The organism is Streptomyces stoeckheimensis, assembly GCF_045822005.1.
Taxonomy (GTDB): domain Bacteria; phylum Actinomycetota; class Actinomycetes; order Streptomycetales; family Streptomycetaceae; genus Streptomyces; species Streptomyces stoeckheimensis.
Genome location: NZ_CP169550.1, coordinates 2,101,278 through 2,118,143 on the forward strand (window position 1 = coordinate 2,101,278; position 16,866 = coordinate 2,118,143).

Here is a 16,866-nt window from a genome sequence, read left to right on the forward strand (position 1 = left end):
CCCCCGCTGGAGACTCAAGCCCCGGCGAAGCCCCGTCACCGCTGGTCGGGCAGTTCGGCCTCGATCAGGTCCGCCGCCTGTCGGGTGCCGCCCTCCGTCGCCATCTCCCGGCGGATCCGGTCCGCGCGGGCGGCCACCTCCGGGTCGGCGACCAGGGCGAGGACGGCCTCGCGCAGGGTCGCGGCGTCGGCCTCGGCCATCGGGACGTGCCGGGCGACACCCAGGCCGGCCAGCATGTCGGCGTTGCCGAACTGGTCGACGGCTTGCGGGACCGCGACCATCGGGGTGCCGGTGGCCAGGCCCTCCTGGCAGCCGCCCGTGCCCGCGTGGGTGATGAAGGCGTCGGCCCGGCGCAGGATGTCCAGTTGGGGAACCCAGCGGTGGACTTCGACGTTGGCGGGGATCTCGCCGATCTCGGCCTCGTCGGTGAACTTGCCGATCTGGAGCACCACGTGCCAGTCGGGCAGGTCCCCGAAGGCCTCCACGCAGGCCCGGTAGAAGGCCGGCTGCTTGGTGAAGGTGGACCCGAAGGAGACCAGGAGGACCTTCTTCCCCTCGGCGCCCGCGGGGCGCGTCCAGGTGCCCTGGGTGGCGCTGCGGTCGCCCTGGCAGGCGCCGACGAAGGTGTACACGGCCTCGTCGACCCGGTCGGCGTGGGGCTGGAGGGCGCGCGGCATGAGGACGACGCTGCGGCGGGGGCGGCCGACGAACCGGTCGCTGTCCTCGTCGATGCCGTTCTCGTCGAGCCAGGCCCGGAACCGGGCGTAGTACGCCTTCCCGCGCTCGGAGGCGCGCAGTTCGGCGAACATCGGCTCGGCCACCTCCTCCTCGTAGCCGGTCCAGGCGACCAGGGTCGGGGAGAGGGAGACCGCGGGGACGCCCCAGCGGTGGGCGAGGACGCTCGCGGGGTAGGCGGTGATGTCGTGGAGGACGAGGTCCGGCTCGTCGCCTTCGAAGGCGGCCGCGAGCTGCGGGAGGGCCTGGACGGCGTCGGCGAGGAAGGGCTCGATGTTGTCGATGAGCTCGGTGCCCCACGCGTCGGGGTCCTCGTCGGTGGGGAGGGTGGAGTTCCAGATCACCGGGGTGGCACCGGTCTCGGCGATCTTGTCGGCGTACGCGGCGGGGATGGCGTAGCTGACGCGGTGGCCTCGGGCGACCAGTTCGCGGATCACTTCGATGCTCGGGTTCACGTGGCCGGCGGCGGCGATGGAGAACATGGCGATGTGGGCGGGCTTCGCGGTCGTGGTCATGAGGAGAAGATAACGAGACGAGACGTCTCGTGCAACCTCTGGGTGACATTCGGAAAGCCGGGCCGGATGCGAAACTTGTCCGGTCATGAGCACCCGGGTACGCCCGGTGCGCCATCCCGGGCACCCGGGAAACGGACGGACTGCGGAGACGACTGCATGGACGAGGCACGCGCCCGGGAAGCCCTGACGGCGGCGGGCCTGGCACGGGCGGGTTCGCCCGCTCCCCGGCTGCTGGCCCTCGGCGAGAACGCCGTCTTCGCGCTCGACGGCAGCGGCCTGGTCGCCAAGGTCGGCCGGGAGGCGGCGCTGCTGCCGCGCGCCGAGCTGGAGCTCAAGGTGGCGGGCTGGCTCGCGGAGTCCGGGGTCCCCGCGGTCCGCGCGGCCGAACCGGAGCCCCGGCTGGTGGACGGGCACCCGGTGACCCTGTGGCACCGGCTCCCCGACGCGGTCCGCCCGGCCGGCCCGGAGGACCTCGCGGCACTGCTGCGGCAGATCCACGCCCTGCCGGCGCCCCCCTTCGCTCTGCCCCCGCGCGACCTGCTGGGCGGGGTGGAGCGCTGGCTCCGGCTGGCGGGCGGGGCGATCGACCCGGCGGACGCGGCGTACCTGCGGGCCCGCCGCGACGGGTACGCCGCCCAGGTCGCCGCCCTCACCCCGCACCTCGCGCCGGGCCCGATCCACGGCGACGCACTGCCCCGCAACGTCCACGTGGGCCCGGCCGGGCCGGTCCTCGTCGACCTGGAGACGGTCTCCGCCGACCTGCGCGAACACGACCTGGTGGTGATGGCCCTCTCCCGCGACCGCTACGGCCTGCCCGGCGCGGCGTACGAGGAGTTCACGGCGGCGTACGGCTGGGACGTGCGCGACTGGGAGGGCTGCGCGGTCCTGCGCGGCGCCCGCGAAACGGCCAGCTGCGCCTGGGTCTCCCAGCACGCCCCGGCCAACCCCAAGGCCCTGGCGGAGTTCCGCCGCCGGGTGGCTTCCCTGCGCGAGGGCGACCAGGAAATCCGCTGGCACCCCTTCTAGGTCCTGTCGTCAAACTCCCGTCTGCCGCGCGACGCCTGGCACGCGCTCTCGCCGCACCGGACGGAAGCCAAGTACGTCCAGTACGCGGGCTTCCGCCCGGCCCGCCCGCCCGCGCGCGCGGCGCTGTGGGCCGGTTACTGGTACATGGACGTCCAGGTCGACCAGCGGGCCGCGCAGCTCGTCGCCGGGCTCTGGTCGCTCGCCGCCACCTCACCCCGCTCACTGGTCCACGTACCGCTGCGGCGTACCGACCCCGACATCGGGGAGGCGGGACTGGACCTGGTCCGCGTGAGCGTCAGGCCGCCGCGCCGGAGTCCGTACGGGCCTCCCATGCGCGGCCGATGCCGCGCAGCATCGCCGGGTACACCCCGAGGTGCCGGAAGGGCTTGATGCCCACCATGTAGACGGCGCCGAGGAGCCCGTTCGGCTTGACCAGAATGGCCATCCGGCCGTGGTGGCCGCCCGATCCGTCCTCGTCCGGGACCCAGCCGATGTGCAGGATGCCGTGCACGGTCCGGTTGGCGGTCTCCAGGACCCATTCGTCGCGCGTCTGGTAGACGGTGCTGAACGAGGACGCGCCTGATGCCGGCCCCCGGGCGCTGCCCCGGAGGTCCTCGGGCAGCCGGTCCCGCAGGCTCGGCACCCGGCCGCCGAGGCCGTCGGCGGGCTTGTCCCAGCCGAGCAGCGCCCCCAGCTTCCAGCGGACCGCGAAGAGCGCGCGCACCACCGGGGAAGCGCCCTGCTGCCCCCAGCCCTTCTCGAACTGCTCCACGAGCAGTGCGAGGTCGTCCGGTCCGCCCGGCGTCGGAAGGTCCCACACGTCCTCGACCCGGAAGTCGCCGGCGATCGCGTGGATCCGCCAGGGACGGTCGGTGTGCGCGGTTCTGGGGAGTCTCATGAGCCAAGCCCCTATCTATACGATGCCGTATAGAAGAAGGCTACACCGATCTATACGGCACCGTATAGATCGAGTCCGGGTGATCCGGGTGAGGGGAGACACGGCATGGGCGCGACCCGCACGCCACGCGGCAGTTGGATCGAGGAGGGGCTGCGCGCCCTCGCCACCGGAGGCCCGGACGCCGTCCGGATCGAGTCCCTCGCGCAGACGCTCGGTGTCAGCAAGGGCGGGTTCTACGGGTACTTCGGCAACCGGGACGCGCTGCTCGGCGAGATGCTCGACACCTGGGAACGCGAGGGCGCCGAGGCGGTCATCGAGCAGGTCGAGAGCACCGGCGGGGACCCCAGGACCAAGCTGAGGCGGCTGTTCGCGATCGCCGCGGCCGCCGACGGCCCGGCGAAGGGCGTGACGGCCGAACTCGCGATCCGCGACTGGGCCCGGCGCGACGCATCCGTCGCGGAGCGGCTGCGGCGCGTCGACAACCGCCGCATGGACTACCTGCGTTCGCTGTTCGGCGCGTTCTGCACCGACGAGGACGACGTCGAGGTGCGCTGCACGGTGTTCTACTCCATGCGGATCGGCAACTACTTCCTCGCGGCCGACCACGGCCCCCGCAGCCGGGCCGAGGTCATGGAACTGACCCGGGACTGGCTGCTGCGGTGAGCGACGCCGGGCCTCACACCCGGTACGGCACGACGGGCCAGGCCCGCTCGACTATCGCCTCGGGGTCCGAGGTCCGCCGCAGGTAGCTCTGCAGCGAGGCCGCCTGCTCGGCCGCCGCGCGGATCTGGAGCTCGTGCAGGTCCGCCAGGGCGACCGTCCCTATCGCCGCGTGCACGGCCCCCATCCGCCGCGCGGCGCGGGCCGCCGCCAGCGCGTCCGCGCCCGCGTCGTGCGCCGCTTCCAGGCTCACCCCGTAGTGCTCGCAGAGGGCCTGGAGGGTCCGCCTGCCCTTGCGGTACCGGTCCGCGTGCTTGTCGAGGACCAGGGGGTCGATGACGGGCGGCGCGGTCGTCCCGGGCCAGCGCTCGCCCAGCGGACGGATCCCGTGGCGGCGACACTCGCGGTCCAGCAGGGTCAGGTCGTACCGCGCGTTCATCACCACCAGCGGGGTCCCCGAACTCAGGGCCTCCACCAGCGTCCGGGTGATCTCCTCGATCGCCGGGGCCGCGGCCATCCCGCGCGAGCGGGCGTGGTCCGTGGAGATGCCGTGGATGGCCGAGGCCTGCTCCGGGATGGGCACGCCCGGGTCGACCAGCCACGTCCGCTCCCGCGCCACCTGCCCGTCCGGCCCGACCGTCACGACGGCCGCCGTCACGATCCGGTCGGACTCCGTGTCGGTGCCCGTGGTCTCCAGATCGAAGGCCACCATCGGCCCGCCGTGCCAGTCCCCCATCCAGTCCCCCGCCCGGTCCCCCATCACGTGCCCCCCGTACCCGTACCGCTACGTCAACGGCTTTCAGCCTGACACGGGCCACTGACAACCCCGGAGCCGGGGCCGCCGTCGCTCACGACACCGGCCGGGAGTCCTGCCAGATCGACTCGAATTCTTCCCGGTAGGTCGGGAACAGCCCGTGCTCCTGATCGGGCCGCACCTGCGAGGCCCGCCCGCCGCCGCGCAGGACCAGGACGGGTGCCTCCATGCCGCGGGCCCGGCGCAGGTACGACTGGACCACCGCGATGCCCGAGGACTCGCCCTCCACCAGGTACGCGGTGAAGCGCGGGGTCTCGTCGAAGACGTGGATCTCGAAGCGGGAGGGGTCGCGCAGGCCCGCCCTCACCCGCCGCACGTGCAGGATGTTCATCTCCACCGAGCGGCTCAGCTCGCCCTTGCGCAGGCCGAGCTCCCGCTCGCGCCGCTTGACCGCACTGCTCGCCGGGTTCAGGAACAGCAGCCGCACCCGGCAGCCGGCCTCCGCGAGGCGTACGAGTCTTCGACCCGAGAAGTTCTGAACCAGCAGGTTGAGCCCGATGCCGATGGCGTCGAGCCGCCGCGCACCGCCGAAGAGGTCCTCCGCCGGGAGCTGGCGCTGCAGCCGCACCCGGTCCGGGTGGACGGAGATGACGTCCGCGTACCGGTCGCCGACCAGGTCCTCGACGGCGTCGATGGGCAGCCGGTCCGCCGCTGGCGAGCCCGCGCCGCCGCCCAGTACCTCCAGCAGCCGCGCCGAGGCCCGCTCGGCCTGTTCCAGGACCGCCCGGGACAGGGCCCGGTTGCGCGAGACGACGTTGCGCGTGACCTCCAGCTCGTCCAGCGCCTGCTCGATCTCGCGCCGGTCGTCGAAGTAGGGCTCGAAGCAGGGCCAGTGCTGGACCATCAGTTCGCGCAGCTGCGGCAGGGTGAGGAAGCTCAGCACGTTGTCGTCGGCGGAGTCCAGCAGGTAGCCCTTGCGGCGGCTGACCTCGCGTACGGCGACCGCGCGCTGCACCCACTCCTGGCCGGCGGGACCCGCGGCCGCCACCACCCAGTCGTCCCCGCCGTGCACGGGCTCGTAGACGGGCCGGAGCACCGCTCCGACCACGGAGCGCAGCCGCTGTTCGATCAGGTTCAGCCAGATGTACGCACGGCCGGCGCGCTGGGCCCGGGTCCGGACCTCGCTCCAGGCGTCCGCGCCCCAGTCCAGCTCGGCACCGGCTCCCGCCTGCGCCTTCCCGGTCCCGCCGGCTTCCGGCGGGGCCAGCGACACGGCCCCGGCGGGGATCCCGCCGGCCGCACCGCCCGCGGCGTCCGCCGGGCCGCCCTCGTGACCACCGTCACCAGGGGGCAGCTCCAGACCTCCCGAGCTCACCCGTGCACCGCCTCCTGCGTCTGGACGCCCGTCTCCAGTGATCACGGAAGGGTACTCCGCGCGTGCGGCCCCCTGCAGCCCGATGCGTGCCCCTGCGGCCCGACGCGGGCTCACGGTCCGCACCCGGTCCGTCCGTTGGCCCATTATCCGCTCTGCCGACGATCAGATCTTCCCAAGGTCCGGCGAACCTCTTATCAGCTCTCCGGGTCACCCGGTAGGACCCTCCCAAGTCCCCGCGTGGAAGCCCTCTTTCGGGGAAGATCTGGCAGTGACGTGGTCCACGCCGGATCAGCCCGACACAGAGGGGAAGAGTCGTTTTCTATGCAGGTCTGGCCGGGACAGGCGTATCCGCTCGGTGCCACGTATGACGGCGCCGGCACCAATTTCGCGGTCTATTCGGAGGCCGCCCGACGCATCGAACTGTGCCTGCTGCACGACGACGGTTCGGAGACCGCGATCGAACTGCGCGAGACCGACGCGTTCGTCCGGCACGCCTACCTGCCGGGCATCATGCCCGGTCAGCGCTACGGCTTCCGGGTGCACGGGCCGTACGAGCCCGAGCGCGGCCGGCGCTGCAACGCGGCGAAGCTGCTCCTGGACCCGTACGCGCGGGCCGTCGCGGGGAGCGTCGACTGGGGCGAGGAGGTGTACGGCTACCACTTCGGCCGTCCCGACTCCCGCAACGATCTGGACTCCGCGCCCAAGAGCATGAGTTCGGTCGTGGTCAACCCGTACTTCGACTGGGCCAACGACCGGCCGCCGCGCCACGAGTACCACCACACCGTGCTCTACGAGGCCCACGTCAAGGGCCTGACCATGCGTCACCCCGACCTCCCCGAGGAGTTGCGCGGCACCTACGGCGCCCTCGCACACCCCGCCGTCATCGGGCACCTGACCAAGCTCGGGGTGACGGCACTGGAGTTGATGCCGGTCCATCAGTTCGTCAACGACCACCGCCTCGTCGACGACGGGCTCAGCAACTACTGGGGCTACAACACCATCGGCTTCTTCGCCCCGCACAACGGCTACGCCTCGGGCGACCGCGGCCAGCAGGTGCTGGAGTTCAAGTCGGCCGTGCGGGCCCTGCACGAGGCCGGCATCGAGGTGATCCTCGACGTGGTCTACAACCACACCGCCGAGGGCAACCACCTGGGCCCGACGCTGTCCTTCCGGGGGCTGGACAACGCCTCGTACTACCGCCTCGCGGACGATCCCCGGCACTACATGGACACCACGGGCACCGGGAACTCGCTGCTGATGCGCTCCCCGCACGTGCTCCAGCTGATCATGGACTCACTGCGCTACTGGGTCACCGAGATGCACGTGGACGGCTTCCGCTTCGACCTGGCGGCCACGCTGGCCCGCCAGTTCCACGAGGTGGACCGGCTGTCCTCGTTCTTCGACCTGGTCCAGCAGGATCCGGTGGTCAGCCAGGTCAAGCTGATCGCGGAGCCGTGGGACCTGGGCGAAGGCGGCTACCAGGTGGGCAACTTCCCGCCGCTGTGGACCGAGTGGAACGGCAAGTACCGGGACACCGTACGGGACCTGTGGCGCGGGCAGCCGCGTACGCTCGCGGAGTTCGCGGGCCGGCTGACGGGCTCCTCCGACCTCTACCAGGACGACGGCCGACGGCCGCTGGCCTCGATCAACTTCACCACCTGCCACGACGGTTTCACCCTGAACGACCTGGTCTCGTACAACGAGAAGCACAACGAGGCCAACCGCGAGGGCAATCGGGACGGTGAGACCCACAACCGCTCCTGAACTGCGGGGTGGAGGGGCCGACGGAGGATCCGGAGATCGGGGAGCTGCGCGAGCGCCAGATGCGCAACTTCATCGCCACGCTGATGCTGTCGCAGGGCGTGCCGATGATCAGTCACGGGGACGAGTTCGCCCGCACCCAGGGCGGCAACAACAACGCCTACTGCCAGGACAACGAGCTGGCGTGGGTGAACTGGCCGGAGCCCGGCAAACCGGCTCCCGCCCTGCTGGAGTTCACCCGGCGGATGGTGTGGCTGCGGCGGGAGCATCCGGTGTTCCGGCGGCGCCGCTTCTTCCACGGCCGGCCGGTGGAGGGGACGCACGACGAGCTCTCGGACATCGCCTGGTTCACCCCGCACGGCGAGGAGATGCGGGCCCGCGACTGGCAGGCGCAGCACGCGCGGGCGCTGGCGGTGTTCCTGAACGGGGAGGCCATCTCGGAGCCCGGCACCCGCGGGGAGCGGATCACCGACGACTCGTTCCTGCTGATGTTCAACGCGGGCGCCGAAGCACAGGACTTCACGGTCCCGGCCGGGCACGGGGCGCAGTGGCGCCTGGTCGTGGACACGGCGCGGCCGGAGGTGCTGGCACCCGGTACCGGGCCGCAGTACGCGGCCGGGGACCGGGTGACACTGACAGGACGGTGTCTGGTGGTGCTTCAGCGCCCGGCGTAGGCGCCGCCTCAGTGACCGGCGTAGGCGGCGCCTTCCAGGAGGGCGTCCGGGCGGGCGCCCCCGCCGGCCACCACCGGGGTGTGGGCCCGGGCCGACGGCACCCGGGTGACCAGGGCCAGGACCAGGCACAGGGCCGCCGCCCCGACGGCCACCGCGAAGGCGGCGGGGGGTCCGTACGCCTCGGCGAGCCGCCCGGAGACGGCGAGCGAGGCGGCCTGGCCGGCGACGAGGGAGCTGGCGGCGAAGGCCATCGACTCGGCGAGCCGGCACGGGCTCACCGCCCGCTCGGTGATGGCGAAGGCGGTGATCAGGTGCGGGGCGTAGGCGGCTCCGAGCACGGTGACGACCGCGTACAGCGGCCACAGGGTCTCCGTGAAGAGCAGCGGTACGGAGAGCACGAGTGCGGCGCCGGTGGCCCACCGCCAGCGCAGCCGCAGTCCGAAGCGGGCGGGCAGCGCGCCGAGCGAGAGCCCGACGGCGGCGCTGACGACGCCCATGGCCGCGTACACGATGCCGGCCTGGCCGGGGACGCCCAACTGTGCGGTGAGGGCGGCGATTCCGGCCTGGCAGGCGCCGAACATGGCGCCCTGGAGGGCGAGGGAGCCGCGCACAGCGAAGACCACGCGGGGCGGGCGGACCCGGGTGCGGTCCTTCTTCCGGCGTTCTCCCGCGGGCACTCCGGCCGTGACGGCGGCGGTCGGGTGCAGTGCGTAGAGGGTGCCGAAGACGGCGACGAGGGCGGCCGCGCCGCCGAGGGCCACGGCCGGGTGCAGGGCGAGGGTCGCCAGGCCGACGAGGGCGGGTCCGAAGACGAAGGAGACCTCGTCCAGGGTGCCTTCGAGGGAGTGGATGGCGCCCACGACGCTCTCGTCGGACTTGGCGCGGTGGGCCAGGGCCACGGAGCGGGTACGGGCGAGCGGCCCGATCAGCGGGACGGAGGCCCCTGTGACGAAGCCGATCGCGGCGAGCGGGACGGTGGCGAGGTCGGCGAGCGCCCCGGTCACCAGGGCGGCGGTCGCCACCGCGTTGACCGCGGCGGCGGCCAGGACGACGGAACGCTGCCCGTGACGGTCGGCGAGCCGGCCCAGGACCGGTCCGAAGACCACCTGGCCGGCGGAGAGGGTGCCGCCGACTATGCCCGCGGTGGCGAGGGATCCGCTGGTCTCGGCGACCAGCAGGACGCTGCCGAACTGCGACATCGCGACGGGCAGTCGGGCGAGGAAGGAAATGAGCGGGAGTAGGGGCCCGGTCAGGGCGATGACTCTTCGATAGGTGTTGACGGTTCCAAACACTTGAGCAACGTTAACCCGGTGCAGTCACCCGGATGCATTGGGTAATGGCACGGAATCCCGCATCCTGGGTACGTACGTTCTCATGAGCCTGCCCCCGCGCACCGGTCGCCCGAGTCCCGAGTTCAACCGGCCCGAACCCGATGGACCACCGGCCGTCACCCCGGCGTCGACCTACCGCCTCCAGCTGCGCCCCGAGTTCACCTTCGGGCACGCGCGGGCCGTCGTACCGTACCTCGCCTCGCTCGGGGTGTCGCACCTGCACCTGTCCCCCGTACTGGAGGCCGTGCCCGGTTCCTCGCACGGGTACGACGTCACCGACCACACCCGCGTCCGGGTGGAGCTGGGCGGGGAGGACGGACTGCGGGCCCTGGCCGCCGAGGCCCGCGCGCACGGGCTCGCACTGGTGCTCGACATCGTGCCGAACCACATGGCGCTGCCGGCGCCGCTCCGCCTCAACCGGCCCTTGTGGGAGGTGGCCAGGGAGGGTCCCGGCTCGCCGTACGCACGCTGGTTCGACATCGACTGGGAGGCGGGCGGGGGGCAGCTGCTGCTGCCGGTGCTCGCGGAGCCGCTGGATCCGGGCTCCATCGAGATCGGGGAGGTCGGGGCCGGCACCGGCCGCCGGGAGGGCCGGGCCGTACTGCGCGTCGGGGGGCTGGAGTTCCCGCTCCGCGAGGGCACCGCCGGGCTGGAGCCGGCGGAGCTGCTCGCCGCCCAGTGGTACCGGCCCGCGCACTGGCGGGAGGCCCGCACGGGGCTCAACTACCGGCGCTTCTTCACCATTTCGGAGCTGATCGGCGTGCGCGTCGAGGACCCGGAGGTCTTCGCCATCACGCACGCCAAGGTGCTGGAGCTGGTCCGCGACGGGGTCGCCGAGGGGCTGCGGATCGACCACGTGGACGGCCTGGCCGACCCCGAGGGATACCTGCGGCGACTGCGGGACGCCGTCGGCGGGCGCTGCTGGGTGGTGGTCGAGAAGATCCTGGCCCGCGAGGAACGGCTGGCTCCCGGCTGGCCGGTGGCCGGGACCACCGGGTACGACGCGCTGTACCGGGTGGACGGGGTGCTGACCGACCCGGCCGGGGCCGCGCGGCTCGACACCCGGTTCCGCGAGGCGACCGGGCAGCCCCGGTGGGAGCGGACCGCCGCGGCGGGCGCCCGGGAGGTCCTGACCGGGGACCTGGCCGCCGAGCTGGCCGCGCTGGAACGGCTGGCCGGCAAGGAACTGGCCTCGGCCGTACGCGAGTTGCTCATCGCCTACCCCGTCTACCGGCCCTACCCCTGCGATCCGGACCTCGCGCCCGAGGCCTTGGAGCGGGCCGCAGCCGAGGCAGGCGCGGCCCCGGTGGCGGGCGTACGCGAACTCCTGCTGCGGGACCCGGCCTTCGCGGCCCGCTTCGCCCAGACCTCGGCCGCGCTGCGCGCCAAGTCCCTCGAGGACAGGGCCTTCTACCGGCACGCCCCGCTGCTGTCGGCCACGGAGGTGGGTGGGGATCCCGGGGCTCCGGCGGTCACGGTGGCGGAGTTCCACGCGTACTGCGCCGAGCAGGCGAGGCTGTGGCCCCGCTCCGGGACCGTGCTGACCACGCACGACACGAAGCGCAGCGCGGACGTCCGGGCGCGGATCTCGGTGCTCTCGCAGGACCCGGAGTCCGTACCGGCGCCGACCGGGGCGGATCCCCAACTCGCCTGGGTGGCCTGGCAGACGGCGTTCGGACTCGGGAGCGACGGCTCCGCACCGGTGCGCCGCGACCGGCTCGCCGAGGCCCTGCTGAAGGCCGTCCGCGAAGCCGCGCTGCACACCACCTGGACCGAGCAGGACCCCGCGTACGAGGCCACGGTCCCGGGGTACCTCCCGGCGGCCGCACCGGAGCCCTCCGGCCCCCTGGCGGCGGCCGCCCGCGCCAACCTGCTCGGCGCGGCGCTGCTGCACCTGGCCATGCCCGGGGTCCCGGAGGTCTACCAGGGCGCGGAGACGGAGTACCGGGCCCTGGTCGACCCGGACAACCGGCGGCCCGCCGCCTTCCCCCGGGAGGCCCTGGCCCGCCTGGACGCGGGCGCCGCGCCGTCCGGCACGGCCGAGGAGAAGCTCGCCCTCACCGCCGCCCTGCTGCGGCTGCGGCGCAGCCGCCCCGGGCTCTTCACGGGCTACGCCCCGCTGCTCGCCCGAGGCCCGGCGGCGGAGCACTGCGTGGCCTTCGCCCGCTCGGCCGGGCTGGTGGCGGTGGCCACCCGGCTGTCGCACCGGCTGGCCGGGTCCGGCGGCTGGCGCGACACGGCCCTGCCCCTGCCGCCGGGGCGCTGGCGGCCCCTGCCCCTCCTCGGGGCCGGGGCCGCGGCCGAAGCCTCGTACGCGGGCGAACTGCCGCTCACGGAACTCCTCGGCGACGCCTCCCCGGTCGCCGTCCTGCTCCGGGAGGCCCCGGCCCGGGCGTGACTCCCCGAGTCGGACCGGCACCGCCCGGACTGCCACCCGGCGGGTGGCGGCCGGCCGGGCCGCTGTGCGGGGCCGTCCCCTACCCGCCCTTCCACCGTTCCCCGGGCTCCGCCCGGACCCGCGCCTCAAACGCCGGCGAGGCTGGATGTCGCGGGACGGGCTGGAGAATCCAGCCCGTCCGGCGTTTGAGGACGGGGGTCTGGGGCGGAGCCCCAGGAAACGGAGAAAGGGCGGGGCGGGGAGCAGCCCCGCGCAGCGGCACGGCAGGCGGCAGCCCGCCGGCACCGCGCGCGGGCCAGGCGAACACGGCTAGGGCAGGCTCCCGGCGGGAATGGGATCACCTGTGACCCTCATCCGTGACATGTGCTACCCCACCCCCCACGAACTGGCCCTGGCCGCCCGCGCCCTGGCCGATGAGCACCCCGCTCTGGTCCGGCTCCGCCAGATCGGCGCGTCCCGGGCCGGGGAACCCCTGTGGCTGCTCTCCGTCGGGGCCGACTCCCCCCACACCGTGCTCGTCGTCGCCGGCGCCCACGCCAACGAGCCCGTCGGCGGGGCCACCGCGCTCGCGCTCGCCCGGCACCTGATCCGCGTACCCGCCGCCGGAACCACCTGGCACTTCCTGCTCTGCGCCGATCCCGACGGCGCGGCCCTGCACCGCACGCCGCGCCCGTACTCCCTGCTCGACTACCACCGGAACTTCTTCCGGCCGCCCGGACCCGAACAACCGGAGTGGGCGCCGTCTTTACTGCCCCCGGACCGCCTGCCGCCCGAGACCCTCGCCCTGACCCGGCTCATCGACGAGCTCCGGCCCGCCCTCCAGGTCTCCTTGCACGGCACCGATCTCGGCGGCTCCTGGGTGCAGCTGACCCGGGACATACCCGGGCTCGCCGAACCCTTCGGCAAATCGGCCGCCGAGCTGCACATTCCCGTCGAGACCAGCGCGTCCGACGCCTCGGGCTGGCCCTCGCCGGGGGCGGGGATCTTCGTGATGCCCGAGCCCGGGACCACGGACGACGGGCCGTTCCACCCCGAGGACACCCGGCTCAGCACCTGGTACCACGCCCACCGCCACGCCGGCACCACCGCGATCGTCGAAGTCCCCATGTGGGCCTCGGACCTCGTGGACGACCCGGCCCCGCACCCCGACCCCCGAGCCGCCCTGCGCGTCCTGGCCGGCCGGCTCACCGCCGACGCCGCGCGGGTGGCGGCCCTGCGGGAGGGCGCGGGCGGCGGTACGGATCCGGGCGCCGCGGCCCTGCTGCGCGCGGTGGACTGGACGCTCGCGCTGATCCCCCGGATCACCGCCGAGTGGACGGGAGCCGGAGCTCCCGCCGAGGCGACCGCCGCGTACATCGGGAGCATCGACGCCTTCGGCCGACGGCTCTCGCTGCGCGCCGCGGCGATGCTGCTCCGGGTGCTGCGCGCCCAGGGCCAGCCGTCGGCCCCGGCCCTGGACCGGCTCGTCACGGGGTGGTGCGAGGAGTTCGCGGACCGCTTCCAGGCGCGCTGGGTCCCGGTGGCCACCCAGGTGGAGCACCAGTCCCGGGTCGTCCTGGCCGCCTACGACCGGCTCGTGGCGGCGGGCCGGTAGGCGAGGGGGAGACCCGGCCGCGGCCTACTCCACGGGCAGGGCGTACCGGACCTTCGGCTTGCCGGTGGCTCCGAGCCGGTCGTAGAAGCGGATCGCGCCCTCGTTCCAGTCGGGCGTCTGCCACTCGACGTGGCCGAGGCCCAGCGTGCGGGCCAGCGCGGCCACCCCGTCCATCAGGGCGGCCCCGAGGCCGTGCCCCCGGGCCTCCTCGGCCAGGTAGAGGCAGTCCATGTGGAGGTAGTGGCGGGCCTCCCAGAAGGAGAACTCGGCCGAGCAGGCGGCGTACCCGGCGACCTCGCCCCGCGGGGTCTCGGCCAGCAGCACCCACAGCCGGGCCCCGTCGGCGAACAGCTGCGCGCCGAGCCGGTCGGCGAGACCGGCCGGGCGGGGCGCGGACCTCTCGTACACCATGTGCTCGCGCATGAGCTCGACCAGCCGGGGCAGGTCCTCGGGGCGCGCGGGCCGTACGACGGGGGCGGCAGACGTGTGTTCCATGGGTGCCATCCTCCGCACGGACGCCGCCCGCCCCGCAACCGGGTCCCGGGACCCGCGACCCGGGGACTCAGCCGCCCGTGAGCCTGAAGGTCATCCGTCCGAAGCCGATCTGGTCCCCGTCCCGCACCACCGCCGAGCCCGTCACCCGGCGCCCGTTCACCGTGGTCCCGTTCGTCGATCCGAGGTCCCGCACCACCCAGACCCCGTCCCGGACGCTCAGTTCCGCGTGGGCCCGCGAGACCGTCTCGTGGCTCAGGCGCAGTCCGTTGCCCGGGTCGCGGCCGATGCGCAGCGGTCCGGCGCTCGGGTGCGGGAGGAGCAGCGCGGGCAGCTTCTCCGCGGCCCAGGCCCGCCGCACTCCCACGGACACGGCCGAGACCCGCCCCACCCAGCCGAACAGCCGACGGGTCCACGGGCTCTCCCCGGCCTCCCGGCCCTCCAGGTCCGCGGTGAGCACGGCGAGGTCCTCGGAACGGCGGGCGACGAGGGCGAGTTCCATGCGGCGCAGGAAGGTGTCGTGCGACAGCTTGCCGACGGCGGCGCCCTCCCTGAGCTGGCCCAGGGCGCGGTCGCGCTCGGCATCGGAAAGCCGCGGGGCGGGGAAGGCGGGGAACTCGAAACTCGACGTCACCAGGTGATTGTCGGCCTGTCGGGGGCAGAGTGTCCAGAACTCCCGCGACGAGCCGGGGATGATGGCCCGGACACGCAGGTTGGGGTACCGCCGCCAGACGAGGGGACCGTCCGTGCAGTTCGAGGTGTGGGCACCGCTGACAGACCGGGTCGCACTGCGGCTCGACGGGGCCGCGTACGCGATGGCACCCGATCCGGAGCGCGCCGGCTGGTGGGTCGTGGAGGCTCCGGCCGCCGACGGTTCCCGGTACGGGTTCCAGCTGGGCGGCGCCCCGGAGGCTCCCGCGCCTCCCGGGCCCGGGGACGATCCGGGTGACCGGGTCCACCCCGAGGACGATCCGCGCGACCCGGTCCACCCCGGGCACCTCGGGCAGCACGCGGACCTCCCGGAGCTCGCGGCCGCCGGCCGGTCGGCCGTCCCCGTACACCCCGTACGGCCGGATCCGCGCGGGCGGCGCCTGCCGGACGGCCCGGACGGGCTCTCGGCCGTGGTCGACTTCGCCTCCCTCGCTCCGGCCGAGCCGGCCCCCTCTCCCCGGGTGCCGCTCCAGGACGCCGTCCTGTACGAGCTGCACATCGGCACCTTCACCCCCGAGGGCACCTTCGACTCGGCGGCGGCCCGCCTCGGTCACCTCACCGCCCTCGGCATCACCCACGTCGAGCTGATGCCGGTCTGCCCGTTCCCCGGGCGGCACGGCTGGGGGTACGACGGCGTCGCGCCCTGGGCGGTGCACGAGCCGTACGGGGGCCCGGCCGGGCTGGTCCGGTTCGTGGAGGCCGCGCACGCCGCCGGGCTCGGCGTGGTGCTCGACGTGGTCCACAACCACCTGGGCCCCTCCGGCAACCACCTCCCCGTCTTCGGCCCGTACTTCACCGAGAGCCACCACACCCCCTGGGGCGCGGCGGTGAACCTGGACGCGCCCGGCTCCGACGAGGTGCGCGCGTACTTCCTGGGCAGCGCGCTGGCCTGGCTGCGCGACTACCGGATCGACGGGCTGCGGCTGGACGCGGTGCACGCGCTCGCCGACGGGCGGGCGCTGACCTTCCTGGAGGAGCTGTCCGCGGCGGTGGACGGGCTGGCCGCCGAGACCGGTCGGCCGCTGTTCCTGATCGCGGAATCCGACCGCTGCGATCCGCGCACCACGAATCCGCGCGCCGCCGGGGGCCTGGGCCTGCACGCGCAGTGGAACGACGATTTCCACCACGCCCTGCACTGCACGCTGACCGGTGAGTCCCAGGCCTACTACGCGGACTTCGCCGAGGCCCCGCTCGGGGCCCTCGCCAAGACCATGACCCGGGCCTTCTTCCACGACGGAACCTGGTCCTCCTTCCGGGGCCGCCACCACGGCCGCGCGGTGGACCGCGGCCGCACCCCGGCGCACCGCTTCCTCGGCTACGCCCAGACCCACGACCAGATCGGCAACCGCGCGCTGGGCGACCGGCTCGCGGCCTCCCTGTCCCCCGGGCTGCTGGCGTGCGCGGCGACGGTGGTGCTGACCGGGCCGTTCGTGCCGATGCTGTTCATGGGCGAGGAGTGGGGCGCCGGCACGCCCTGGCAGTACTTCACCGACCATCCCGACGAGGAGCTCGCCGAGGCCGTACGGGCGGGCCGACGGAAGGAGTTCGCGGAGCACGGCTGGAAGGCGGAGGAGATCCCCGACCCCCAGGATCCGGCGACCCGGGACCGCTCCCGCCTGGACTGGGCCGAGCCGGGCCGGGAGTCCCACGCCCGCCTGCTGGACTGGCACCGCTCCCTGATCAGGCTCCGCCGCACCCACTCCGACCTGCGCGATCCCGATCTGGCGGCGCTGCGGATCGCCCATGACGAGGAGCGCCGCTGGCTGACGTTCCGCCGGGGCGACGTCCGCGTGGTCGTGAACCTCTCCGGGGAGCCGGTCACCGTCGCGCTCGGCCGCAACGGGGTCCGGGTGCTGGCCGCCTGGCTGCCCGTCGAGCACCCCGACGCCGACGGGCGGGTCCACGTACCGGCCGAGTCGGCGGTGGTGCTGGGCCCGTAAAC

At 74.0% G+C, this 16,866-nt stretch carries 11 protein-coding genes and 2 pseudogenes; 6 read left to right on the top strand and 7 right to left on the bottom strand.

Annotated features, from left to right (window positions below):
• Nucleotides 1-35: 35 nt before the first annotated feature.
• A pseudogene (gene mgt / locus ACE1OC_RS09780) lies at nucleotides 36-1,318 on the bottom strand (macrolide-inactivating glycosyltransferase).
• 88 nt (nucleotides 1,319-1,406) lie between these two features.
• Between mgt and ACE1OC_RS09785 the strand changes: the two are divergent.
• The gene (locus ACE1OC_RS09785; RefSeq protein ID WP_407836687.1) at nucleotides 1,407-2,276 is read left to right on the top strand and encodes a phosphotransferase enzyme family protein; all 870 of its coding nucleotides are present in this window, start codon (nucleotides 1,407-1,409) and stop codon (nucleotides 2,274-2,276) included.
• A 295-nt stretch (nucleotides 2,277-2,571) separates the two neighbouring features.
• Here ACE1OC_RS09785 and ACE1OC_RS09790 read toward each other — a convergent pair whose 3' ends face one another.
• Nucleotides 2,572-3,174: a DUF2867 domain-containing protein gene (locus ACE1OC_RS09790; RefSeq protein ID WP_407836688.1), complete on the bottom strand. Its 603-nt coding sequence runs from the start codon at nucleotides 3,172-3,174 to the stop codon at nucleotides 2,572-2,574.
• 105 nt (nucleotides 3,175-3,279) lie between these two features.
• On the opposite strand from ACE1OC_RS09790, the gene ACE1OC_RS09795 reads away from it, so the two are divergent.
• Nucleotides 3,280-3,837, top strand: coding sequence for a TetR/AcrR family transcriptional regulator (locus ACE1OC_RS09795; RefSeq protein WP_407836689.1), 558 nt, complete (start codon nucleotides 3,280-3,282; stop codon nucleotides 3,835-3,837).
• Between the two features lie 13 nt (nucleotides 3,838-3,850).
• Here ACE1OC_RS09795 and ACE1OC_RS09800 read toward each other — a convergent pair whose 3' ends face one another.
• Together ACE1OC_RS09800 and ACE1OC_RS09805 are read right to left on the bottom strand one after the other, a co-directional pair.
• Nucleotides 3,851-4,594 carry an exonuclease domain-containing protein gene (locus ACE1OC_RS09800; RefSeq protein ID WP_250741992.1) on the bottom strand — a complete coding sequence of 248 codons (744 nt, stop codon included), beginning with the start codon at nucleotides 4,592-4,594 and terminating at the stop codon, nucleotides 3,851-3,853.
• A gap of 88 nt (nucleotides 4,595-4,682) precedes the next feature.
• On the bottom strand, nucleotides 4,683-5,963 hold the full coding sequence (locus tag ACE1OC_RS09805; protein WP_266954415.1) for an SAV2148 family HEPN domain-containing protein: 1,281 nt from the start codon (nucleotides 5,961-5,963) through the stop codon (nucleotides 4,683-4,685).
• 321 nt (nucleotides 5,964-6,284) lie between these two features.
• On the opposite strand from ACE1OC_RS09805, the pseudogene glgX reads away from it, so the two are divergent.
• A pseudogene (glgX, locus tag ACE1OC_RS09810) lies at nucleotides 6,285-8,398 on the top strand (glycogen debranching protein GlgX).
• 8 nt (nucleotides 8,399-8,406) lie between these two features.
• Here glgX and ACE1OC_RS09815 read toward each other — a convergent pair.
• Complete coding sequence (locus tag ACE1OC_RS09815; protein WP_407836690.1) at nucleotides 8,407-9,690, bottom strand: MFS transporter; 1,284 nt, start codon at nucleotides 9,688-9,690, stop codon at nucleotides 8,407-8,409.
• An 82-nt stretch (nucleotides 9,691-9,772) separates the two neighbouring features.
• Between ACE1OC_RS09815 and treY the strand changes: the two genes are divergently transcribed.
• Nucleotides 9,773-12,127: a malto-oligosyltrehalose synthase gene (gene treY, locus ACE1OC_RS09820; protein ID WP_407836691.1), complete on the top strand. Its 2,355-nt coding sequence runs from the start codon at nucleotides 9,773-9,775 to the stop codon at nucleotides 12,125-12,127.
• Between the two features lie 343 nt (nucleotides 12,128-12,470).
• Nucleotides 12,471-13,721 (top strand): M14 family zinc carboxypeptidase, encoded by a 1,251-nt coding sequence (locus ACE1OC_RS09825; RefSeq protein WP_407836692.1) that lies wholly within the window; start codon nucleotides 12,471-12,473, stop codon nucleotides 13,719-13,721.
• A 24-nt stretch (nucleotides 13,722-13,745) separates the two neighbouring features.
• Here ACE1OC_RS09825 and ACE1OC_RS09830 read toward each other — a convergent pair whose 3' ends face one another.
• Nucleotides 13,746-14,216 (bottom strand): GNAT family N-acetyltransferase, encoded by a 471-nt coding sequence (locus tag ACE1OC_RS09830; protein ID WP_407836693.1) that lies wholly within the window; start codon nucleotides 14,214-14,216, stop codon nucleotides 13,746-13,748.
• Nucleotides 14,217-14,283: 67 nt separating this feature from the next.
• Nucleotides 14,284-14,847 carry an FHA domain-containing protein gene (locus ACE1OC_RS09835; protein WP_407836694.1) on the bottom strand — a complete coding sequence of 188 codons (564 nt, stop codon included), beginning with the start codon at nucleotides 14,845-14,847 and terminating at the stop codon, nucleotides 14,284-14,286.
• A gap of 112 nt (nucleotides 14,848-14,959) precedes the next feature.
• On the opposite strand from ACE1OC_RS09835, the gene treZ reads away from it, so the two are divergent.
• Nucleotides 14,960-16,864: a malto-oligosyltrehalose trehalohydrolase gene (gene treZ, locus ACE1OC_RS09840; RefSeq protein WP_407836695.1), complete on the top strand. Its 1,905-nt coding sequence runs from the start codon at nucleotides 14,960-14,962 to the stop codon at nucleotides 16,862-16,864.
• The last annotated feature ends 2 nt before the right edge of the window (nucleotides 16,865-16,866 follow it).